21 protein-coding genes are annotated in these 21,131 nt (G+C 67.4%); 14 read left to right on the top strand and 7 right to left on the bottom strand.

Translation table 11 applies throughout. The annotated features are described in order from the left end of the window. The 6 genes from ABQE44_RS22940 to ABQE44_RS22915 all read left to right on the top strand — a co-directional run. Positions 1 to 1,027, top strand: a 1,027-nt coding sequence (locus ABQE44_RS22940; protein WP_448394939.1) for an MCE family protein, incomplete at its 5' end; no start/stop codon positions are given. Beyond that, entirely contained in the window at positions 1,024 to 2,046 is a 1,023-nt protein-coding gene (locus tag ABQE44_RS22935; protein WP_448394940.1) for an MCE family protein, read from the top strand. The genes ABQE44_RS22940 and ABQE44_RS22935, both read left to right, overlap by 4 nt. Next, positions 2,046 to 3,128 carry an MCE family protein gene (locus ABQE44_RS22930; RefSeq protein WP_448394941.1) on the top strand — a complete coding sequence of 361 codons (1,083 nt, stop codon included), beginning with the start codon at positions 2,046 to 2,048 and terminating at the stop codon, positions 3,126 to 3,128. The genes ABQE44_RS22935 and ABQE44_RS22930 overlap by 1 nt, the downstream gene beginning before the upstream one ends. Next, on the top strand, positions 3,125 to 4,558 hold the full coding sequence (locus ABQE44_RS22925) for an MCE family protein (RefSeq protein WP_448432046.1): 1,434 nt from the start codon (positions 3,125 to 3,127) through the stop codon (positions 4,556 to 4,558). Before ABQE44_RS22930 ends, ABQE44_RS22925 begins: the two co-directional genes overlap by 4 nt. Then, positions 4,555 to 5,739 carry an MCE family protein gene (locus ABQE44_RS22920; protein ID WP_448432044.1) on the top strand — a complete coding sequence of 395 codons (1,185 nt, stop codon included), beginning with the start codon at positions 4,555 to 4,557 and terminating at the stop codon, positions 5,737 to 5,739. The genes ABQE44_RS22925 and ABQE44_RS22920 overlap by 4 nt, the downstream gene beginning before the upstream one ends. After that, positions 5,739 to 7,223 carry an MCE family protein gene (locus ABQE44_RS22915; RefSeq protein WP_448394944.1) on the top strand — a complete coding sequence of 495 codons (1,485 nt, stop codon included), beginning with the start codon at positions 5,739 to 5,741 and terminating at the stop codon, positions 7,221 to 7,223. The genes ABQE44_RS22920 and ABQE44_RS22915 overlap by 1 nt, the downstream gene beginning before the upstream one ends. 9 nt (positions 7,224 to 7,232) lie before the next feature. Here the strand turns inward: ABQE44_RS22915 and ABQE44_RS22910 are convergent, their stop codons facing one another. Continuing rightward, positions 7,233 to 7,754 carry an Rv2253/PknI dimerization domain-containing protein gene (locus ABQE44_RS22910; protein ID WP_448394945.1) on the bottom strand — a complete coding sequence of 174 codons (522 nt, stop codon included), beginning with the start codon at positions 7,752 to 7,754 and terminating at the stop codon, positions 7,233 to 7,235. Positions 7,755 to 7,941: 187 nt separating this feature from the next. On the opposite strand from ABQE44_RS22910, the gene ABQE44_RS22905 reads away from it, so the two are divergent. After that, a complete protein-coding gene (locus tag ABQE44_RS22905; protein WP_448394946.1) occupies positions 7,942 to 8,376 on the top strand; it encodes a hypothetical protein in 435 nt (144 codons plus the stop codon). Between the two features lie 1,045 nt (positions 8,377 to 9,421). On the opposite strand, the gene ABQE44_RS22900 is transcribed toward ABQE44_RS22905, so the two are convergent. Continuing rightward, on the bottom strand, positions 9,422 to 10,186 hold the full coding sequence (locus tag ABQE44_RS22900) for a hypothetical protein (RefSeq protein WP_448432042.1): 765 nt from the start codon (positions 10,184 to 10,186) through the stop codon (positions 9,422 to 9,424). Positions 10,187 to 10,343: 157 nt separating this feature from the next. Here ABQE44_RS22900 and ABQE44_RS22895 point away from each other — a divergent pair, with 157 nt between their 5' ends. From ABQE44_RS22895 to holA, 3 genes are read left to right on the top strand one after another with little or no spacing between them, the layout of a single operon-like run. Next, positions 10,344 to 11,180, top strand: a complete 837-nt coding sequence (locus ABQE44_RS22895; RefSeq protein WP_448394948.1) for a ComEA family DNA-binding protein — start codon at positions 10,344 to 10,346, stop codon at positions 11,178 to 11,180. 5 nt (positions 11,181 to 11,185) lie between these two features. Then, positions 11,186 to 12,730: a ComEC/Rec2 family competence protein gene (locus ABQE44_RS22890; protein WP_448432048.1), complete on the top strand. Its 1,545-nt coding sequence runs from the start codon at positions 11,186 to 11,188 to the stop codon at positions 12,728 to 12,730. Then, positions 12,727 to 13,689 carry a DNA polymerase III subunit delta gene (gene holA, locus ABQE44_RS22885; RefSeq protein ID WP_448432040.1) on the top strand — a complete coding sequence of 321 codons (963 nt, stop codon included), beginning with the start codon at positions 12,727 to 12,729 and terminating at the stop codon, positions 13,687 to 13,689. The genes ABQE44_RS22890 and holA overlap by 4 nt, the downstream gene beginning before the upstream one ends. A gap of 5 nt (positions 13,690 to 13,694) precedes the next feature. Here the strand turns inward: holA and rpsT are convergent, their stop codons facing one another. Next, positions 13,695 to 13,955, bottom strand: a complete 261-nt coding sequence (gene rpsT / locus ABQE44_RS22880) for a 30S ribosomal protein S20 (protein WP_448394950.1) — start codon at positions 13,953 to 13,955, stop codon at positions 13,695 to 13,697. A gap of 140 nt (positions 13,956 to 14,095) precedes the next feature. Continuing rightward, positions 14,096 to 14,953 (bottom strand): ribonuclease Z, encoded by an 858-nt coding sequence (locus ABQE44_RS22875; RefSeq protein WP_448394951.1) that lies wholly within the window; start codon positions 14,951 to 14,953, stop codon positions 14,096 to 14,098. Positions 14,954 to 15,191: 238 nt separating this feature from the next. Between ABQE44_RS22875 and ABQE44_RS22870 the strand changes: the two genes are divergently transcribed. Together ABQE44_RS22870 and ABQE44_RS22865 are read left to right on the top strand one after the other, a co-directional pair. Then, positions 15,192 to 15,623, top strand: coding sequence for a CBS domain-containing protein (locus ABQE44_RS22870; protein WP_448394952.1), 432 nt, complete (start codon positions 15,192 to 15,194; stop codon positions 15,621 to 15,623). Then, positions 15,623 to 16,234 carry a GNAT family N-acetyltransferase gene (locus ABQE44_RS22865; protein ID WP_448394953.1) on the top strand — a complete coding sequence of 204 codons (612 nt, stop codon included), beginning with the start codon at positions 15,623 to 15,625 and terminating at the stop codon, positions 16,232 to 16,234. Before ABQE44_RS22870 ends, ABQE44_RS22865 begins: the two co-directional genes overlap by 1 nt. Positions 16,235 to 16,316: 82 nt before the next feature. Here ABQE44_RS22865 and ABQE44_RS22860 read toward each other — a convergent pair whose 3' ends face one another. Next, a complete protein-coding gene (locus tag ABQE44_RS22860) occupies positions 16,317 to 16,919 on the bottom strand; it encodes a type II toxin-antitoxin system PemK/MazF family toxin (protein ID WP_448394954.1) in 603 nt (200 codons plus the stop codon). Between the two features lie 83 nt (positions 16,920 to 17,002). Between ABQE44_RS22860 and lepA the strand changes: the two genes are divergently transcribed. Further along, a complete protein-coding gene (gene lepA / locus ABQE44_RS22855; RefSeq protein ID WP_448395015.1) occupies positions 17,003 to 18,862 on the top strand; it encodes a translation elongation factor 4 in 1,860 nt (619 codons plus the stop codon). A gap of 7 nt (positions 18,863 to 18,869) precedes the next feature. Next, positions 18,870 to 19,568 carry a sensor domain-containing protein gene (locus tag ABQE44_RS22850; protein ID WP_448394955.1) on the top strand — a complete coding sequence of 233 codons (699 nt, stop codon included), beginning with the start codon at positions 18,870 to 18,872 and terminating at the stop codon, positions 19,566 to 19,568. On the opposite strand, the gene epsC is transcribed toward ABQE44_RS22850, so the two are convergent. Then, on the bottom strand, positions 19,565 to 20,149 hold the full coding sequence (gene epsC, locus ABQE44_RS22845; RefSeq protein ID WP_448432038.1) for a serine O-acetyltransferase EpsC: 585 nt from the start codon (positions 20,147 to 20,149) through the stop codon (positions 19,565 to 19,567). The two genes, ABQE44_RS22850 and epsC, sit on opposite strands and share 4 nt — an antisense overlap. A 7-nt stretch (positions 20,150 to 20,156) precedes the next feature. After that, positions 20,157 to 21,092 (bottom strand): cysteine synthase A, encoded by a 936-nt coding sequence (cysK, locus tag ABQE44_RS22840; RefSeq protein ID WP_448394957.1) that lies wholly within the window; start codon positions 21,090 to 21,092, stop codon positions 20,157 to 20,159. Between the last annotated feature and the right edge of the window lie 39 nt (positions 21,093 to 21,131).

The following is a 21,131-nucleotide window of genomic DNA, read 5'->3' as shown; positions in this document are numbered from 1 at the left end:
TCGGGTCAAACTCAACGGAGCGCAAATCGGCACGGTGGCCGCGATCGACGCGTTGCCCGACGGGAAGGCCGCCATTCGCCTGGCGTTGGAACCCTCTGCGCTGGAACTGATCCCAGCCGACGTACGGGTGGATATCACCTCGTCCACCGTCTTCGGCGCGAAGTACGTCGCGCTGGTCCCGCCGGACAATCCGTCACCGCAGCCGTTGCGGTCCGGTCAGGTGCTCGACTCACAGCATGTCACGGTCGAAATCAACACGATCTTCGAACAACTCGTCACGGTGCTGAACAAGATCGAACCGACCAAGCTCAACGAAACCCTGCGGGCGCTCGCCGCTGGACTCGACGGGCGCGGGCAGAAGTTCGGCCAGACGTTCACGGATCTGGACGCGCTGCTGGCCAAGATCAATCCCAGTCTGGACAACCTCGCCCACGACATCGCGGTCGCACCCCAGGTGCTCGACGCGTACGCCGATGCGGCGCCGCACCTTCTGACGATCGTCGACAGTGCCACCGCGATGAGCGACACCATCGTCGACAAGCAAAGCGATCTGGACGCCTTGCTGCTCAGCACGATTGGGCTGGCCGAGACCGGCAACGACGTGGTCGGCACCAACCGGCAGGCGATCACCGACGTCGTGCACCTGCTGGCGCCCACGACCGACTTGACCAACGAGTACCACACGGCGCTCAACTGCGCGCTGGCCGGCATGGTGCCGTTGGCCACTGCGCCGCCGCCACCGGTTCCCGGTGTGCTGCTGCTGGACTCGTTCGTGCTGGGTTCCGAACGCTACCGCTACCCCGGTAACCTGCCCAAGGTCGCGGCCACCGGTGGGCCGCAATGCGGTCAGTTGCCGGACATCGGTTACGCAACGCGCGCACCGTATGTCGTTTCCGATATGGGCGCCAACCGTGCGCAATACGGTAACCAGGGCATCCTGCTCAACTCGGACGCGCTCAAGCAGGCGTTGTTCGGTCCGATCGACGGGCCGCCGCGCAACACCGCACAGATTGGACAGCCGGGATGAGGCTGTTGGCAACCGCGGTCAAGTTCGGCGCCTTCGGCGGCGTCATGGCCCTGATGACCGCCGCGCTGTTCGCGGTCTTCGGCGAATATCGCTCCGGGTCGGCACACGCCTACTCCGCGGTGTTCGCCGACGTGTCGAGCCTGGAACCCGGGGATTCGGTGCGGGTTTCGGGGATCCGGGTCGGCACGGTAACCGACATCGCGTTGCAACCCGACAACAACGTCGTGGTCCGATTCAATGCAGACCCCGACATCGTGCTGACCACCGGCACCCGGGCGGCGGTGCGCTACCTCAACCTGGTGGGGGACCGCTATCTCGAACTGCTCGACGGCCCCGGCTCAACCGAGATTCAGTCCGCCGGTACCCAAATCCCCAGTGAGCGCACCGAATCGGCGTTGGACCTCGACCTGCTGCTCGGCGGCCTCAAACCGGTCATCCGCGGATTGGACGCCCAGGACGTCAACGCGCTGACCAACTCGCTGATCCAGATCCTGCAGGGCCAGAGCAGCGATGTGGAGTCGCTGTTCACCAAGACCGCGTCATTCACCAACGCGATCGCCGACAACGGCCAGACGGTGCGGCAACTGATCGACAACCTCGACGCGGTGATGACCACCGTGGCCAAGGACGGCGACAAGTTCTCCGACGCCGTCGACCAACTCGAACAGTTGATCACCGGCTTGGCCGCCGACCGAGACCCCATCGGCGAGGCGATCACCGCGCTCGACAACGGCACCGCATCGCTGGCCGACCTGCTCGACAACGCACGCCAGCCGCTGGCGGGCAGCATCGACCAACTCAACCGGGTGGCGCCGTTGCTGGAGGACGGTGAGCCGATGCTGGATATCTCACTGCAGAAGCTTCCCGAGAACTACAAGAAGGTGGTGCGTCTGGGCGCCTACGGAAGCTTCCTGAACCAGTACCTCTGCGGAATCTCCGTGCGCGTCACCGATCTGCAGGGGCGCACCGCGCACTTCCCCTGGGTCATTCAGAACACTGCCCGGTGCGGGGAGCCCTGATGCTGAAATACCGGCAATCCTCGTTCATCCGCACCGGGTTCATCGGTGCGATCCTCATCGTGCTCGTGTGCGTGGTCGGGCTGCAGTCCGAGCGGCTGTTGGCGATGGCGACTTCGGTGAAGTACCAAGCGCTGTTCGCCGAGGCCGGCGGGCTGACGGCAGGAAACGACGTGAAGGTGTCCGGCATGAAGGTCGGTTCGGTTTCCCAGGTCACTCTGGACAAGGGCAAGGCGTTGGTGACCTTCACCGTCGACAGCAGCGTGCGGCTCGGCTCCCAGACCACGGCCCACATCCGCACCGGAACGTTGCTCGGCGAGCGCATGATGACGTTGGAGCCGGACGGCGACGTCAAACTGGGCCCGTCCGAAGTGATCCCGCTATCGCACACCTCTTCGCCGTACTCGTTGACCGAGGCCGTCAGCGAGTTCACGTCGAACACCGCGAGCACCGACACCGCCGCGCTGAACCAGTCGCTGGACACGCTGTCGGAAACCATCGAGCGAATCGCGCCGCAACTGGGACCCATGTTCGACGGGCTGAGCCAGCTGTCGCAGTCACTGAACGGACGCGACGAGTCACTGGGCAACCTGCTCGACAGCGCTGCCGACGTCACCGGAGTCCTCTCCGAACGCAGTCAACAACTCAACACGCTCATCCTCAACGCCAACGACTTCATGGGCGTGCTCGAGCGGCGCCGCCACGCGATCGTGAACCTGCTCGCCCAAACCTCGGCCGTCGCACAGCAACTGACCGGCCTGGTGCATGACAACGAAGCCGAGCTCGCCCCGACCCTGCAGAAGTTGAACATGGTGTACGACATGCTCGAGCGCAACCGCGACAACATCGCCACCGCGCTCAGCGGTCTGGCCAAGTACCAGGTGACCCAGGGTGAGGCGGTCAACAACGGGTTCTACTACAACGCATTCGTCGGCAACCTGCTGCCCGGGCCCGCGCTGCAGCCGTTCCTCGACTACCTCTGGGGCTTCCGGCGCGGCGTCGACGCCGGACAGCCCCCGGACAACGCCGGGCCGCGCGCCGAATTCCCGTTCCCGTACAACGGAATCCCCGGAGGGTCCCGATGAACGGCCGTACGCGGGCGAGGGCCGCACTGTCCGTTGCGCTGGCGGGACTGCTCATCGGGGGGTCGGCGGTGCTGGTGTACCAGAACTTCTTCGGCGCGAAGACCATCACGGCCTACTTCACCTCGGCCACCGCGATCTACCCCGGTGACGAGGTGCGGGTGTCCGGACTCAAAGTGGGCACCATCAAATCCATCGAACCGGTAGGTGCCGAGGCACGGATCACGCTCGCCGTCGACCGTGGCGTGCCCGTGCCCGCCGACGCCAAAGCGATCATCGTCGCCCAAAACCTGGTCTCCGCACGCTACGTGCAGCTCACACCCGCCTACGAGACCAGCGGACCGACGATGCCCGACGACGCGGTGATCGGCGTCGACCGCACCGCGGTGCCGGTCGAGTGGGACGAGGTCAAGACGCAACTGACGCGGTTGGCAACGGAGTTGGGGCCCTCCAGCGACATCTCCACCACCTCGATCGGACGTTTCATCGACAGCACCGCCAACGCGATGCAGGGCAACGGGGTCAAGTTGCGCGAGACCATCACCCAGCTCTCACAGGTCGGGCGCATCCTCGCGGACGGCAGCACAGACATCGTCGACGTCATCAAGAACCTGCAGACCTTCGTTGCGGCCCTGCGCGACAGCAACATCCAGATCGTGCAGTTCCAGGACCGGTTGGCCACCGTGAGCAGCGTGGTGGATGCCAGCAGGTCCGACCTCGACGCTGCGCTGACCTACCTGTCGGAGGCCGTCGTCGAGGTGCAGCGGTTCGTGGCAGGCAGCAGGGACCAGACCGCCGAGCAGATATCCCGGTTGGCCGGCGTGACGCAGAACCTCGCCGACAACCGGCTGGCGTTGGAAAACGTGTTGCACGCCGCGCCGAACGCCATCGCCAACGGCTACAACATCTACAACCCCGACACCGGCACGATGATCGGTAGCTTTGCGATGTCGAACTTCGCCAACCCCGCACAGCTGGTCTGCGCAGCGATCGGAGCCGTCGAAAACGCCACCGCGGCAGAGTCATCCAGGCTCTGCTCGGAGTATCTGGGACCCGCGCTGCGGCTGCTCAACTTCAACTACCTGCCGATGCCGTTCAACGCATACCTGCAGAAATCGCCGAGCCCGGGCAACCTGATCTACTCCGACCCCGCGCTGGCGCCCGGCGGCACAGGTGGCCGCCCGTCACAACCGGAACCGGCGCCCGCGGTGTCGGCCTACACCGGCATCGGCGACGTCGCGCCACCGGCGGGTTGGGGCCCGGCACCGCCCCGACCGCCGGGAGCATATGCCCCCAACGGATTACCCGCACACCCCCAACCCGCGCTGTTCCCCGGTGCGCCGATTCCACCCGGGGTTCCCGCGCCCACAACCCTTTCGGACATGTTGCTTCCCGCCGAAGCGCAGCCAACCGCGCAGGAGCCCCCATCATGACCATCGGTACCTCGCTGCGCCGCCTGGCCGTGCTCGCCACCGGCGTCGTCCTCGCGGCCACCGGATGCGCCTTCCAGGGACTGAACTCTCTCGCACTGCCCGGCACCGTCGGACGCGGACCCGACGCGTCGACCTACCGGGTCATCATCGCCAACGTCGGCTCGCTGGAATCGAATTCGCCGGTCCTGGTCGATGACGTCGTGGTCGGCAGCGTCGGACGGATGCGCGTGAACAACTGGCACGCCGACGTCGAGATCTCGGTGAGACCCGATGTGGTCATACCGGCCAACGCGGTGGCCACCGTCGGGCAGACGAGCCTGCTCGGCTCCATGCACCTGGCCCTAGACCCCCCGGTGGGCCAACCCGTCAGCGGCAGACTGCAACCGGGAGCGACCATCGGCCTGGAAAACTCCTCGACGTATCCGTCCACCGAACAAACCCTGGCGTCCCTGGCCGTCGTCATCAACGGCGGGGGGCTGGGGCAGGTGGGCGACATCGTCAGGGAGTTCAACGCCGCGCTGAACGGGCGCGAGACAAATATCAGGAGCCTGCTGACACGGTTGAACGACTTCGTCGGCATGCTCGACACGCAACGGGACGACGTCAATGCGTCCATCGCCGCGATGGACCGGCTGGCAACCACGTTCGCCGGTAAGCGCGACGTGATCAGCGCTGCGCTCCAGCGGATTCCGCCGGCACTGGACGTGCTGGTCCGGGAACGCCCGCGCATCACCGAAGCGCTGGACAAACTCCGGCGCTTCAGCGACACCGCCACCGGGTTGATCAACGACTCCCAAGCCGACCTGGTGCGCAACCTCGAAAACCTCGAGCCGACCTTGCAGGCGTTGGCCGATGTCGGACCCGACCTCGGCACGGTGCTGGCGTACGCGCCGACCTTCCCTTACACGCAGAGCTTCATCGACCGCGCGATCCGCGGCGACTACATGAACCAGTTCATCGTCTTCGACTTCACCATCCCGCGGCTCAAGAGGGGATTGTTCCTCGGGACCCGCTGGGGACAGGAGGGCGCGCCGATGGTGCCCGCGCCGGGGGATCCGTGGTATCTGTCCTACACCTACGACCCGCTCAAGGCGCCGATCACCCCGACACCTCCCGAAGTCGCCGACCTGCCGCCCCTGATCGATGCACCGGCCGACGCAATGGCTGAGGGCGGTCGCTGATGCTGTCCCGCTTCGTTCGAAATCAGTTGATCGTCTTCACGATTGCCTCGGTCATCGCCGTCTCGGTGATGCTGTTCACCTATATGCAGGTGCCGACGCTGTTGGGCATCGGGCGTATCACGGTGAAGTTGGAATTGACCGGCACCGGCGGCCTTTACCGGTTCGCCAACGTCACCTACCGCGGGGTGCAGGTCGGCAAGGTGATGGAGGTGCGCCCCACCCGCGACGGTGCTGTGGCGACCCTGTCGCTGGCCACATCGCCGAAAATCCCGGCCAGCTCCCACGCCGCCGTGCGCAGCGTCTCGGCCGTCGGCGAACAGTACGTCGACCTGATGCCCCCCAACGCCGACGGCCCGTACCTTCAGGACGGATCGGTCATCTCGAAAGCCGACACGTCAGTTCCGCAAGCCGTCGGACCCATGCTCGATCAGGTCAGCGCGTTGGTGGACAGTGTGCCCAAAGACAAGATCCACGCGCTGCTCGAGGAATCGTTTCAAGGCCTCGACGGGGCCGATTACGAGATCGGGTCGCTGGTGGATTCGGCGGCGACGATCGTCGGCGACGCCGATGCCGTCGCGGACCAGACCCGGTCGCTCATCGACGACAGCCGCCCGTTGCTCGATGGTCAGGCGCAGTCTGCCGACAGCATCCGGACCTGGGCGCGCAGCGTGGCAGGAGTCACCGAACAGCTCGCCGCCAACGACCCGCAGATGCGCACGTTGCTGGACGCCGGTCCGGGCGCGGCCGACGAAGCCTCGCGGTTGCTCAACGACGTCAAGGCGACGCTGCCGGTGCTGCTGGCCAACCTGACCACGATCGGCAAGATCGGCGTGACCTATCACGCGTCCCTGGAACAACTGCTCGTGCTGTTTCCGCCCTATGTCGCGGCCACCCAGACCGTCGGCGTCTCGCGAAACAACCCGACCGGAATGTCGTTGGGCGACTTCACGATGGCGATGAACGATCCACCTGCCTGCACCGTCGGGTTCCTTCCGCCGAACATGTGGCGCTCACCCGCGGACACCTCGATCGTCGACACCCCCGACGGGTTGTACTGCAAGCTGCCGCAGGACTCACCGATCGGCGTGCGCGGCGCACGGAACTACCCGTGCATGGGGAAGCCGGGTAAGCGCGCACCCACGGTCGAGATCTGTGAAAGCGACAAGCCCTACGAACCGCTGGCGATGCGCCAGCACGCACTCGGCCCGTATCCGATCGATCCGAACCTGATCGCTCAGGGAATCGCACCCGATGACCGGGTGGACTTCGGAGATCGCATTCACGCGCCGGTCGAGGGGACGCCGCCGCCGCCGGAGACGGCGCCTGCGGCAGTGCCGCCCACCGGGCCCTCGGTTGCGGCCGCGATCTACGATCCGCAGACCGGCCAGTACGCCACGCCGGACGGGAAAGTCTTCCGCCAAACGGATCTCGTCACGCCGGCAGGTCCACGACCCTGGCAGGACCTCTTCACCCACGGACGGTGACGGTCAACTTCAACCGTCGACCTTAACCAGCTTGAACGGCATGGTGATGAACACCGGCTTACTGACCCCGCAGGCGCCGCTGACCCCCGTCGTCTGGTCCTCGCCGGCCAGCGTCGTCGACGCGGGATCGGTCATGCTGCCGTCGTCCACGACCGGTACGAACCGAAACACCTGAAGTCCGGGCGCCGCCGTACCGTCCGGGCACGGCACCCAGTTCTCGATGGTGTGCTTGACGAACCAGACGCCGCCGGTCTTGTAGATCGGTGCGCGCCAACCGAAGTCGCTGACCACGGTGCCCGTGCATTCGGTCGGGTAACTGCAGTCCGTCGAGATCGTCCAGGTGCTGCGCAAGCTGTCGAGTTCGCGGAACCTGTCGTTGGTCTTGGCCCATTCGCCGTTCGACGTGGCGGTGTAGGCGCCGTTGAGACCCCACGAGTCCTCGGACGCGTGGGCAATCGGCGCGGACCCGGCGATGGCGAGCCCAAGCGCCAACGCCGTCGCGCAGCCCGCCCAATCGGAGATACCCAACACAGCCTCCTCGCCGCGACCGGTCGGCCAGGACTCAACGTAGCGGGGCGTTCGGGGCGCGGCGCGGCCGTCGCCCGCTCAGCGGGAAATCCCGCCGATGTGCTGTCCCGCTTGCAGGGACACACCGAGGTACGGGTGCACTTCATCGACGAGAATCAGGCGCAGCCGAACTCAAGCCCGGAGAAACCCCATGAAAGCCGCCCTGGTCGCCGCCGCGTTGACCCTCGTCGCGTTGATGTGTCCGGCGCCGGCCGCCGCCCATACCCCGTACGGCAACTTCGAGCTGCGCATCGACGGCCGCTACGACTTCCACACCTGGCTGTGGGCGATCTCGCGCTGCCCCGGGGAGTGCCTCCAGATCCAGGCGATACCGCAACCCAACGCGAAGGCGTTCCCGTACCGGGGGACCGCCCAGCTGGTGGACGGCCGGTACACGATGGCCGTCGACGTCCCGGACGGTTTGCGGTGCGGCAACGTCTATTACGGGCCGGTCATCGCGACGCGCGACGTCTATTCCTGGGATGCGACGACGCGCTCCGGCACCCTGGAGTCGTCCTTCGCCGTGGGATGTGACGGTGCACCGGGCGGCACGTTCACCTACCCGTTCACGCTCGTGCGGCTGTAGCCGGCCGCGGATCGAACTTTTCGGCGCCCGCATTCGTGACCTGAGAAATCCGGTCACAACCTGTGGGGGTCGAGATGCGTGGTCGCGTGCAATCAGGTCTGGTGGCCGCGGTCACCGCCATCGGCGTCGTCGCACCGATGGGCGTCGTCCCCGCACCACCGCCACCGACGTGGACGCCGCGCGCCGAGATTCACGACGTGCGGCTCGCCGCGGCCGCGCCACCCCTGGGTGCGATACCGCTGGCGTTCATCCGCAACCAGTTCCAGTACTGCAGCGTCATCTGCCCCCACGTCGTCGCGGGGCTGGCCACGGTGCCCGTCGCTCTGGTGATGGCGCCGGTGACGTTTTCGGGCGCCCTCGGTACGACCGGGTCACCGTTGCGGGCGATCGGTGCCGCCGCGGCTTCGGTGACCGGGGCGGCGAACGCCGCGCTGACGCCGGTCATCGAAAACGATGTCTATCGCGTGGTGCCGAAGGCGTTCAACAATCTCGAGGTCGCGGTTGTCGAGTTGGTCAACGTCGCGTCGGCCGTGTTGCGGCCCGAGGAGTTTTTGCGCGTGTTCGACACCGCGCGGGCCAACATCCTCGCCGCGTTGAATCAGCCGTTGCCGCCGCCGGCGCCGACCGAAACCGGGGCGAAGACGCTGCCGCAGGTGATGGCCGTGGAGGCCATCAGGGTGTTCGCGGCCGTTGCGTTCCAAGCCGGGGAAATCCTGCTGCTCGGCGTCGTTCAAACGGCGGATGCCGCGGCCCAGGAGCTGGCCCGGTCCGGCGACCCGTTCGCGGCGATCGCCGCGGGCACCGCAGCCGCGGCCGGGTCGCTGACCACCGCCGGCCGCATCGTCAACGACGCCGCCGACACCGCGGTCACCAATGTGCGCGCCGCGCTCGCGGACCCGTTCCCGCCCACCGCATCCGCCGTTCACACCGAGGATGCGCGGGACGCCGACAGCCCACCACCTGAGCCTGACACCCAGCCGACGGCCCAACCATCACGCGCGGATGCGCACGAAACCCAACTCGACCGTCGCCAGCGGATGGCCGACTACGACGACGATTCGTTCTCCTCGACCGACTCCTCGGCCACGTCTTCCGCCGGTTCGTCGGCGACCTCTTCCGATGGCTCCTCGGCGGGCCCCTCGACATCGCCGGACCGACCCGACGGTCCGGACGCCACCGACGACGGCACATCCACGGATAACGCGACGCCGAGCGCGACGAAGAACGCGATGAACAACGACCCGCCGAGGTAGGCGTTCATCGGCCCGCCCGGTGAGATGAAGCTGCCCGGCGGGCCGATGATCGTGATCGTCTCAATCAACTGCTCGACGGTGAACACCGCGGCCGCGATCCCCAACCAGCGCGGAAACCGGTCTTCGTTGGCCGCCCAGAGTATTGGCACCGCCACCATGATGTTGGCGACCGTGAGCATCGGCGCCGACATCGCCACGATGTCGCCGATCGTGCGCGCTGTCGCCGAACCGAGTTGACCGGGGTGTAGCGCGAAACCCGCGGTGAACCAACTCGCGACGAGGATCTGGACGAGTACCAGCGCTGAACCGATCGTGAACACGTACGCCGCCGGGCCGGTCAGCCGGTCACGGGCGTGGCCGAGCACCACCACCAACGCCAACGACCCGAACGCCACCAACAGCGCGTGCGCCCGCATCGCGGACGAATGTTCGTTGACATGCGAGACGATGTCGAAGCCGGGCGCTTCGATACCCGGCATGGTCGGCACCATCACCAGCGCTATGGCGAACAGAACGCCGAACGCGATGCCGGCGATCATCGGTGTACGACGATCCATTGCTGCGCTCCCTAGGTGCCGTGGCGATGCGTTGCGCGGGCGCCGGCGGACGACCGTTGACCACACCGTATCCACAAACGCGAATTCATCCACAGCCCACACGGCGTGTCACCGCACATGACCGAATTGGTCGTGGCCGCGCCCTACCTTTCAGCGCATGCGAACCGAATTGCCTGCCGAACGGCTGCAGCGTCGACTGGGCGCCGAAACGGAGTTCGACGCGCGTGACGGCGATCCACCTGCCGACGGCCACCCACCCGACACGCTGCTGTCGCGGTGGCTTCCCGACACCAAGGCGGGCGGCGCCGCCGGCTGGATGGCTGCCGTGCGCGCGGACCCGGGCCGAGCCGGTGCCGTGGCATTGGCCGCGGTGGGCATCGTCGCGGTTCTGGTCACGGTGTTCGCCATCGTCCGCGACCGGCCGCCGCCGGTGACATCGGCGAATCTTCCTCCGGTGCAGATGGTTTCGTCAGGCAGCCCGACACCGAGCGGTGCACCACCTGCGGCTGAGCAGCCCGTCGTCGTCAGCGTGGTCGGGTTGGTGCATGAACCCGGGCTGGTCACGCTGGATCCCGGTGCGCGCATCGCCGACGCGCTGGGGGCCGCCGGAGGACCGCTCGACGGCGCCGACCTGCTCGGGTTGAACATGGCCAGGCGTGTGGCCGACGGTGAGCAGATCATCGTCGGCATCGCGCCGGCTCCGGGGACACCGACCGCGATGGGCAGCTCGATCACGGCGGACAACGCCACCGCCGCACCGGCCGACGCCTCAGCCCCCGCTGACGGCACGGCGGGGCCCGACGCCGTCGTGGACCTCAACACCGCGACGGTCGAACAGCTCGAGACGCTGCCCGGAATCGGGCCGGTGACCGCGTCGGCCATCGTGGCGTGGCGCGAGACCAACGGGCCGTTCAGCAGCGTCGAACAGCTCGGTGACGTGGACGGGATCGGCCCCGCGCGGCTGGAGAAGCTTCGTGACCGCGTCCGTGTGTGAGCCCAGTGGACGCCGGCGTCTTTCGGCTCGATCTGCGCTTAGTGCCCGCGGCGCTGACCAGCTGGGCGGTGACCGCGGCGGGGATCCTGTGGCATATCACGGGTTTGGCCGCGGCAGTGATCGCCGCGGTGGTGCTGACGGCAGCAGCAGGGTGGTTCGGTCATGACCGCAGCGACACCGACGCCGACCGGGGGTCGGTCCGGGCCGGCGTGGTCGCCGTCGCTGTGGTCGGTGCGACGTTTGCCATCGCGATCGGGCTGCGGGTCGACGAGCTGCAAGATCATCCAGTCACGCTGCGCTACGGCACGGTCGCCGCCGTCGTCGTGACACCGAGCGAAAGCCCACGCGTGCTGGGCGGTAACCGGGCGATGTTCCGCGGATCGCTGGTGGCGCTCAACGGACACGAGATGACCGGCCGGGTAGTCGTTTTCGCCTCGGCGGTCGCGGTCGCCGACCTGGCCGCAGGACAACCCGCCGGGTTCCGCGCGCGCATAGGCCGGCCGACGCGCCGCGACCTGTCCGTTGCGGTGCTGTCGGTCAGCGGCGACATGTCGCGAGGGGAGGCGTCGCCGATGCACCAGGCCGCACACCGGGTCCGGCGCGGGTTCGCCGACGCCGCACGGCGAGTGCTGCCCGCCGATCAGGCGGCGATGCTGCCCGCGCTGGTGTTGGGCGACACCTCGGCGGTGAGCGCGCGAACGACCGGCGAGTTCAAGGCGTCGGGTCTGACCCACCTGACCGCGGTATCCGGGGCCAACGTCACCATCGTCTGCGGTGCGGTGCTGCTGGCCGCGGGGCTGATCGGACCGCGCGTGGCTGTCATGTTGGCTGCGGTAGTACTGGTGGCGTTCGTCGTCGTGGTGCAGCCATCGGCCAGCGTGCTGCGTGCGGCGGTCATGGGTGGGATCACGTTGCTGGCGTTGGTGACCCATCGCCGCCGCCAGGCCATGCCCGCGTTGGCGGCCAGCGTGCTGCTGCTGATGGTCGTGTCGCCGGAGTTGGCGGTCGACGTCGGGTTCGCGCTCTCGGTGTCGGCGACGGCGGCCCTCGTCGTCATCGCCCCGCACTGGTCGCGATGGCTCGTCGGGCAGGGCTGGCCCAAGCCGCTGGCCGACGCGGTGGCCGTCGCCGTGGCTGCGCAGTTGGTAACCGCCCCGTTGGTGGCCGGGATCTCGGGCAAGTTGAGCCTGGTCGCCGTCGCCGCGAACCTGGCTGCGGCCCCGGTTATCCCGCCGATCACGGTGGTCGGCACCGCGGCGGCAGCGCTGGGCGCGCTCTGGGCCGACGGCGCCCAACTGCTGATCCGGTTCACTGGGCCCGAGCTGTGGTGGTTGCTGGGTGTCGCGCGGTGGGCCGCGGCTGTTCCCGGTGCATCGCTGCCGGTGCCGTCCGGCCTGCCGGGTGTGGTGACGATCGCGGTGACCGGTGTCGCCGCCGTGCTGGCGTGGCGGTGGCGCGCGGTGCGGATCGCGGTGTGCGTCGTCGCGATCTGCCTGCTCGCGTGGACGGTGTCGGGTCTGTCGGCCGGGCATGACACGATCGGAGAGTGAGCCAAGAGGTTTCGCGACTGCACCTGGTCCTCGGCGACGAAGAACTGCTGGTCGAACGCGCTGTCGCGGCGGTGCTGCGGGCCGCCCGCAGGAGCGCGGGCACCGACGACGTCCCCGTGGACCGGCTGCGCGCCGGCGAGGTCAGCACCAGCGAACTCGTTGAGCTGCTCAGCCCGTCATTGTTCGCCGACGAGCGGGTGGTGGTGTTGGAGTCGGCGGGGGAGGCGGGCAAGGACGCGGCCGCCGTCGTCGCCGCCGCGGCCGCCGACCTGCCGCCGGGCACCATGCTCGTCGTCGTGCACTCCGGCGGGGGTCGCGCCAAGGCCCTCGTCGACCAGATCAAAAAACTTGGGGCACAAGTGCATCCGTGCGCCAGGATCACCAAACCGCGCGAGCGCGCCGACTTCGTGCGAGCCGAGTTCCGCGCGCTGAAAATGAAGGTCGACGACGACACCGTCACCGCAGTGCTCGACGCCGTCGGCTCCGACATCCGCGAACTGGCGGCGGCCTGCTCACAACTGGTCGCCGACACCGGCGGCGCCGTCGACGCCGCGGCGGTGCGCCGCTACCACTCCGGCAAAGCGGAGGTGAAGGGCTTCGACATCGCCGACAAGGCGGTCGTCGGCGACGTCGCCGGGGCGGCCGAGGCGCTGCGGTGGGCGATGATGCGCGGCGAACCCCAGGTGGTGCTGGCCGACGCGTTGGCCGAGGCCGTGCACACGATCGCGCGGGTGGCCCCGCTGTCGGGTGATCCGTACCGGCTGGCCTCAGAGTTGGGCATGCCGCCGTGGCGGGTGCAGAAGGCGCAGAAACAGGCTCGGCGGTGGTCGCGCGCATCGGTGGCCGAGGCGATGCGCCTCGTCGCGGCGCTCAACGCCGATGTCAAGGGTGCCGCAGCCGACGCCGATTACGCGCTGGAATCCGCGGTGCGCAAAGTCGCCGAACTAGCGGCGGACTGAAAAGCTCAGAGCTTGTTCAACGCGCGGGCCAATGCCGACTTGCGGTTGGCCGCCTGGTTCTTGTGGATGACGCCCTTGCTGGCCGCCTTGTCCAACTGCCGGCTGGTCGACAGCAGCAGCTCGTTGGCCTTCTCCTTGTCGCCGGCCTCCACGGCCGCCCTGAATCCGCGCACCGCGGTGTGAAGCGACGACTTCACCGACTTGTTGCGCACCCGGCGCTTCTCGTTGGTGCGGTTGCGCTTCATCTGCGACTTGATGTTGGCCACGCGGATAGTCCTTCGCAAATCTCGATTGGGTTGGGCAAAGTGTGTGGGTGCCCGAACTAGGGCAGCGACTGATCAGGGTACCAGCGAGCGCCCTGATCTCCCAAAGCGAGGCCCGCTGGCCTGCTGATATGAGAACCCGCTCAGCTGGACTTCACCGCGACGCCCGGGTGCACCTCGACGCGGTGCAGGTCGTCGCCCAGCTCGATCTGGCGGTCGAACTTCGAGGCGGCCAGTGCGCGCCATTCGTCTTCCTGACCGGGTTCGATGCCTGGCACGTAATGGGTGAGGATGAGGATGCCCACCCCGGCCCGCGCCGCGGTGTCCGCCGCCTCCTCGACCGACGAGTGGTAGTCGCAGATGTCGCGGATGCGCTGCATCGGCATCGCTTCGACCAGGTCTTTGCGGATCACCGTGTGCACCATCGCGCCGGCCCCGGCGGCCAGCTTGTCGAGGCTTTCGCACGGCACCGTGTCGCCGGCCAGCACCACCGACGCGTCGGCGTGTTCGACGCGGAAACCGATCGTGGGGGCGACCGGGCGGTGATCGGTCGGCGCCGCGGTGATCGTGACGCCGTCGCGGTCCCACACCACCCCCTCGGTGTACTCGTGCACCTCGAGCGGCGGTGGGGTCTTCAGGTCGTCGTGGTGGGCGATCCGATAACCGATGTCGAAGCCGAACGCTTTGAGCGTGGCGTCGACCACCTCCGCCGTGCCCGGCGGGCCGATGATCTGAAACGGCGGCTGTTCGGGGGTGAACGTGGTGACCCAGCGGCTGATGATCATGTCGCCCAGATCGGCGATGTGATCGCTGTGTAGGTGCGTCAGCAGCAGCGCGGTCAGGCCGTTGGCCGCCGCGCCCGCAGCGGTCAACCGCTGCTGGACTCCGCGGCCGCAGTCGATCAGGAACGTCTGCCCTCCCGCCCGCACCAGCGTCGACGGGCCCGCACGGTTCGCGTCGGGTATCGGACTTCCAGTTCCGAGCAGCGTCACCTCGATCATGGCCCCACATATACCTGACGGCGGCGTCGAAAGTGCGCTATTGACCGGATCGAAATCCGCTGTGGTGACGAACAATTCGACCCGCACGCGGCGACGGCGCAGCGTAGGGCGCATGCAACGCACGGTCAAGAGGGTCCGGAGTTTCGCCGCGGTTCTGGGACACCGATGCCAAAAGCTCCCACTTTTGGCCGCGCCGACCTAGCCTGGTGTGAGAAAGATCACTGGAACGGAGGCATCGATGCGGATCGCGGACGTATTGCGCAGTAAGGGTGCGTCGGTGGCGACCATCACCCCGGAGACTTCGGTCGCTGGGCTGCTGACCGAGCTGAGCGTGCACAACATCGGCGCGATGGTGGTGGTTGGGCAGGATGGCCTGGTCGGCATCGTGTCAGAACGCGACGTGGTGCGTGCACTGCAGAAAAGAGGCGCCGAACTGCTCACGCAGCCGGTGTCGGAAATCATGTCCACGCTGGTGGCGACCTGCTCACCCAACGACTCGGTGGACAGCCTCAGCGCGTTGATGACCACCAACCGGGTGCGTCACATTCCGGTGATGGTGAACGGTCGCCTCGCCGGAATCGTTAGCATCGGCGACGTGGTTAAGACGCGCATGGAGGAACTCGAGGCACAACAGGAGCACTTGGAGGCCTATATCACCCAGGGCGGCTGATGCCATTCGCGATCGACGTTCGTCCCCCGCAGAAGGGCGATATCCGGCCGTTGGCCCTCACCCTGGGCAGGGCTTTCTACGACGACCCCCTGATGAAGTGGATGCTGGCCGACGGCAGCCGCCGCACCAAGGGGTTGACGCGGATGTTCGCGACGATGACCCGGCATCACTTTCTGGCCGGCGGAGGCGTCGAGGTTGCGCTCGGAGCCGACGGCATCGGTGCGGCCGCGCTGTGGGATCCGCCCGGCCGGTGGAAGCAGTCGCCGGTGCAGGAACTGCGGATGATGCCCAGCTTTCTTCTGGCGATGCGCGCGGGGGCAAGACGAGGTCGTCAGGTCAGCGAGCTGATGAAGGAATGCCATCCCGAAGAGCCGCACTGGTATCTCGGTGTGATCGGCAGCGACCCCACCGTGCGCGGCGGCGGGTTCGGGCGGGCGTTGATGCAGTCGCGGCTGGACCGCGTCGACGCCGAACACGCGCCGGCCTACCTCGAGTCCAGCAACCCCGACAACATCCCCTACTACCAGCGGTTCGGCTTCGAGGTCACCGGCGAGATCACGCTGCCCGACGGTGGCCCGAAGATGTGGCCGATGTGGCGAAACCCGAGGTAGGTCACCCCTGCGGCGAGCGTGCGCAAACTCCGGCTGAACCGCGGCGCGTCGCCCTCGAACACGCACGCTCGCGGCGTAAAAATTAGCTCCAGGAGTATTCCGCGCGTAGCCGGGTGGCGACCAGCTCGAACTTCTCACGCTCGAGGATCGCGCCTTCGCGTCGGATGCCCTCCTCGGGCACGTCGAGCACCCGGTCCAGCCGCACCCAACTCTGCCTGCTCTCGAAATCCCAGCTGCCGGCGCCGATCGCCACCCAATTCGGATCGTCGCCGTGGTGGTCGCGGCTGGAGAGCATCAACCCGAGCAGAGTGGACCGGTCCCTGCCGACCACCAGCACCGGACGGTCCTTACCGCGGTCCGGATCGTCCTCGTAGACCACCCAGGTCCAGACGATCTCGCCGGGATCGGCGCGGCCGTCGAGGTCGGGGGCGTAAACCAGCTTGCGGGCCCGGTGCGCGGTCGGTACGAAGGTTCGGCTGACCGGGCGTCCCGCGGTGATGGCCGGAGCCTCGGCCTCGGTCGGACCCACGATGACGTCCATGCCGATCTTGATGCCCTGTTGGATACCGCGCTGCAGCGTCGGCGAATTCTGCAGCTGACGGACGAACTTGGGCGCCTCGTTGAACACGAGGTTCTCCGCGAAGCGCTGAAAAGTCTTCCATGGCGGAGCCATATTGCCGAGCATAAGTGAAGTCGCCTGGCCACGATTGTGTCGACCGGCGCCTCCCTCGATACGCTGGTGGCACCCACTGCCCGTCTCACCAGGAGATTCCCATCAGCAGCTTCGCCGACCAGACCTTCACCGCGCCGGCGCAGATTCGGAACTTCTGCATCATCGCCCACATCGACCACGGCAAGTCGACGCTGGCCGACCGGATGCTGCAACTCACCGGTGTCGTCGACGACCGCACCATGCGTGCGCAGTACTTGGACCGGATGGACATCGAACGCGAGCGTGGCATCACGATCAAGGCCCAGAACGTAAGGCTGCCTTGGGCCGTGGAAGAGGGGCCCGGCGCCGGCGACTACGTGCTGCACCTGATCGACACCCCCGGCCACGTCGACTTCACCTACGAGGTGTCGCGGGCGCTGGAAGCCTGCGAGGGTGCGGTGCTGCTGGTCGACGCTGCCCAGGGCATCGAGGCTCAGACCCTGGCCAACCTCTACCTGGCGTTGGACCGCGACCTGGTCATCATCCCGGTGCTCAACAAGATCGACCTGCCCGCCGCCGACCCGGACCGTTATGCCGCCGAGATCGCCCACATCATCGGCTGCGAACCCAGCGACGTCCTGCGCGTGTCGGGCAAGACCGGCGACGGGGTCGCCGACCTGCTCGACCACCTCGTGCGTGAGGTGCCGCCCCCCACCGGCGACGCCGACGCCCCCGCACGCGCGATGATCTTCGACTCGGTCTATGACACCTACCGCGGCGTGGTGACCTACGTCCGCGTCGTCGACGGCAAGATCGTCCCGCGCGAGCGGATCAAGATGATGTCCACCGGTGCCGTCCACGAACTGCTGGAAGTCGGCATCATGTCCCCGGAACCCAAACCCGCCGACGGCCTTGGCGTCGGTGAGGTCGGCTACCTGATCACCGGCGTGAAGGACGTGCGTCAGTCCAAGGTCGGTGACACCGTGACGACTGCGCGCGGCGGCGCCACCGAAGCGCTGACCGGCTACCGCGAACCCAAGCCGATGGTCTACTCCGGGCTGTATCCGGTCGACGGCTCCGACTACCCGGATCTGCGTGACGCGCTAGACCGGCTGCAGCTCAACGATGCCGCGCTGACCTGGGAACCCGAGACGTCGGTGGCGCTGGGGTTCGGTTTCCGCTGCGGCTTTCTGGGCCTGCTGCACATGGAGATCACCCGCGAGCGCCTCGAGCGCGAATTCAACCTCGACCTCATCTCCACCTCGCCCAACGTCGTGTATCGCGTTGTGACCGAAGACGGTTCGGAACTGATGGTGACCAACCCGTCGGACTGGCCGGGCGGCAAGATGCGTGCTGTGTACGAGCCCGTCGTCAAGACGACGATCATCGCGCCCAGCGAGTTCATCGGCGCCATCATGGAACTGTGCCAATCGCGCCGCGGTGAACTCGGCGGCATGGACTATCTGTCTCCCGAGCGCGTGGAGTTGCGCTACACGATGCCGCTGGGCGAGATCATCTTCGACTTCTTCGACTCGCTGAAATCCCGCACCCGCGGATATGCCAGCCTCGACTACGAGGACGCAGGCGAACAGGAAGCCGACCTGGTCAAGGTCGATATCCTGCTCCAGGGTGAGCCGGTGGACGCGTTCAGCGCGATCGTGCACAAGGACGCGGCGTATGCCTATGGCAACAAGATGACGACCAAACTTCGCGAGTTGATCCCGCGCCAGCAGTTCGAAGTTCCGGTGCAGGCCGCGATCGGGTCGAAGATCATTGCTCGCGAAAACATCCGCGCGATCCGCAAAGACGTGCTATCGAAGTGCTACGGCGGTGACATCAGCCGTAAGCGCAAGCTGCTGGAGAAGCAGAAGGAAGGCAAGAAGCGGATGAAGACCATCGGTCGGGTCGAGGTGCCGCAGGAGGCGTTCGTCGCAGCCCTGTCCACCGACTCGTCTGCCGACAAGGCCAAGAAGTAGGCAGCCGATGCGCTCGCGCGGGGTGGCCGTCGTTGCGCTGAGCGCCGGTGTGGTGCTTGCCGGGTGTACGGCCCAGGTCGCCGACCCGCCCACGTTGCGGATCGCCGAGGTCGTCAAACCGTCGCCGGTGCGTGCGCTCGCCCAGATCCTGCCCACCGCCGACGAACTGGCCGCGATGCTGGGCACGACGGGCTTCTCGGGCCAGCTCGTCGAGGGCGGTCCCGACCTGCTGCTGCAGAGCGTCGGGGAAGGTCAAGCGACGCCCGCCGACTGTGTGAGCACCGGTTACCGGTTGCAGAAAACGGTGTACGACGCCGATCCGGTGCGCACGGTGGCCAGCCAGTCCTGGGTGGGCGGCGACGCCACCGGTCCGTCGTCGTCGGGTTTCTTCGGTGTCGTGCAGTTCGCCACCGCTGACGCCGCCCAGGAGTTCTTCGCCGCCGCGGCCGAGAACTGGCACCGCTGCAACGGCGAGACGCTGGTGCTGTACCGGCCCGGCTCGCACACCTCGGCCGTCAGCAGGATCACCGGCGTTGCCGTCGATCAGAGCACTGTGTCGGCCGTCGTGCTGCACGACGCCGGCTCGACAGTTCAGCGCGCGCTGGGCATCGCCGCGGATTGCATTGTGGACGTGGAGATTTCGGATGCGATGGGTGCGCAGGACGCGGTCTCGGTCGCCAACCTGATGTTGGACAAGATCGGTTAGATATACATGGCGGGATCGATGTAGCAGGTAGGGTCGACGGCCTGCTCGCGTTCTCTTTCGGTGCGATGCCGCACGACCGCCGGTATGCCGGTCGCGATCGAATCCGCCGGAACATCGCGGGTGACAACGGCATTGGCGCCGATCGCGCTGTCGTCACCGACCGTGAGCGGACCCAGCACCTTGGCGCCAGCACCGATCGTGACCCGGTTGCCGATCGTAGGGTGACGCTTGACCCGTTTGAGGGTGCGCCCTCCCAACGTCACCCCGTGGTAGATCATCACGTCATCGCCGATTTCGGTGGTTTCGCCGATCACCACGCCCATGCCGTGGTCGATGAAGAAGCGCCGGCCGATGGTGGCGCCCGGGTGAATCTCGATCCCCGTGACCGCCCGGACGATCTGCATCAGCACGCGGGCCGGTCCACGCAGCGCCGGACGCGCCCACATCCGGTGCGCCACCCGGTGGGTCCAGATCGCGTGCAGACCGGAGTACACCAGCGCGTTCTCCACGTCCCCGCGCGCGGCCGGATCGTGGGCACGGGCGTTCTGCAGGTCCTCCCGCAGGGTGGCGAGCAGCGCCATGACGGTCTCAGTCCCGGATGTGCTCGAACAGCGGCGTGGAGACATAGCGTTCACCGAAGTCGGGGATGACCACCACGATCATCTTCCCGGCGTTCTCCGGCCGCTTGGCCAACTCGAGCGCGGCCCACACGTTGGCCCCCGCCGAGATGCCGCCCAGGATGCCTTCCTGGGTGGCCAGGGCACGGGCGACCGTGATCGCGTCGTCGAATCCGGCGTCGATGATCTCGTCGTACACCTCGCGGTCGAGCACCTCGGGGATGAAGTTGGCCCCGATGCCCTGAATCTTGTGCGGGCCGGGTTCGCCGCCGTTGAGGATCGGGGAGTCTGCCGGTTCGACGCCGACGATCTGCACCCCGGGCTTGCGGGATTTGAGTACCCGGCCGACGCCGGTCAGCGTGCCGCCGGTGCCGATCCCGGCGACGAAGATGTCCACCGTTCCGTCGGTGTCGGCCCAGACCTCCTCGCCGGTGGTGCGTTCGTGGATGTCCGGATTGGCCGGGTTGGCGAATTGCTCTGCGGCCACCGCGTTCTCAGTCTCGGCGATGATCTGTTCGGCGCGGGCGACGGCACCGGCCATGCCCTCGGCGCCGGGCGTCAGCACGATCTCGGCGCCGAAGGCCCGCAGCATCACCCGGCGTTCGGTCGACATGGTGTCGGGCATGGTCAGGATCACCCGGTAGCCGCGCGCCGCGCCGACCATCGCCAAGGCGATACCGGTGTTGCCGCTGGTGGCCTCCACGATGGTGCCGCCCGGCCGCAGCGCGCCGGCGGCCTCCGCCGCGTCGACGATCGCCACCCCGATCCGGTCCTTGACGCTGTTGGCCGGGTTGTAGAACTCCAACTTGGCGAGCACCTGCGCCTGCAGGCCCTCGGTCATACGGTTGAGTCGGACCAGCGGGGTCCGTCCCACGATCTCGCTGACGTCGCTATAGATGTTGCCCATACCGCCCTTTGGTCAAGCCCATTTGTCAGACCGAGAGTA

Source organism: Mycolicibacterium sp. XJ2546 (genome assembly GCF_053483195.1).
Note: the sequence above shows the minus strand (reverse complement) of the source record. Positions and strands in the feature narration are given on the sequence as shown.

Coding starts and splice junctions, on each gene's coding strand:
- ABQE44_RS22935 (WP_448394940.1), top strand. CDS start 1,024: ATGAGGCTGTTGGCAACCGCGGTCAAGTTCGGCGCCTTCGGCGGCGTC.
- ABQE44_RS22930 (WP_448394941.1), top strand. CDS start 2,046: ATGCTGAAATACCGGCAATCCTCGTTCATCCGCACCGGGTTCATCGGT.
- ABQE44_RS22925 (WP_448432046.1), top strand. CDS start 3,125: ATGAACGGCCGTACGCGGGCGAGGGCCGCACTGTCCGTTGCGCTGGCG.
- ABQE44_RS22920 (WP_448432044.1), top strand. CDS start 4,555: ATGACCATCGGTACCTCGCTGCGCCGCCTGGCCGTGCTCGCCACCGGC.
- ABQE44_RS22915 (WP_448394944.1), top strand. CDS start 5,739: ATGCTGTCCCGCTTCGTTCGAAATCAGTTGATCGTCTTCACGATTGCC.
- ABQE44_RS22905 (WP_448394946.1), top strand. CDS start 7,942: ATGAAAGCCGCCCTGGTCGCCGCCGCGTTGACCCTCGTCGCGTTGATG.
- ABQE44_RS22900 (WP_448432042.1), bottom strand. CDS start 10,186: ATGGATCGTCGTACACCGATGATCGCCGGCATCGCGTTCGGCGTTCTG.
- ABQE44_RS22895 (WP_448394948.1), top strand. CDS start 10,344: ATGCGAACCGAATTGCCTGCCGAACGGCTGCAGCGTCGACTGGGCGCC.
- ABQE44_RS22875 (WP_448394951.1), bottom strand. CDS start 14,953: ATGATCGAGGTGACGCTGCTCGGAACTGGAAGTCCGATACCCGACGCG.
- ABQE44_RS22870 (WP_448394952.1), top strand. CDS start 15,192: ATGCGGATCGCGGACGTATTGCGCAGTAAGGGTGCGTCGGTGGCGACC.
- ABQE44_RS22865 (WP_448394953.1), top strand. CDS start 15,623: ATGCCATTCGCGATCGACGTTCGTCCCCCGCAGAAGGGCGATATCCGG.
- ABQE44_RS22860 (WP_448394954.1), bottom strand. CDS start 16,919: ATGCTCGGCAATATGGCTCCGCCATGGAAGACTTTTCAGCGCTTCGCG.
- ABQE44_RS22850 (WP_448394955.1), top strand. CDS start 18,870: ATGCGCTCGCGCGGGGTGGCCGTCGTTGCGCTGAGCGCCGGTGTGGTG.
- epsC (WP_448432038.1), bottom strand. CDS start 20,149: ATGGCGCTGCTCGCCACCCTGCGGGAGGACCTGCAGAACGCCCGTGCC.
- cysK (WP_448394957.1), bottom strand. CDS start 21,092: ATGGGCAACATCTATAGCGACGTCAGCGAGATCGTGGGACGGACCCCG.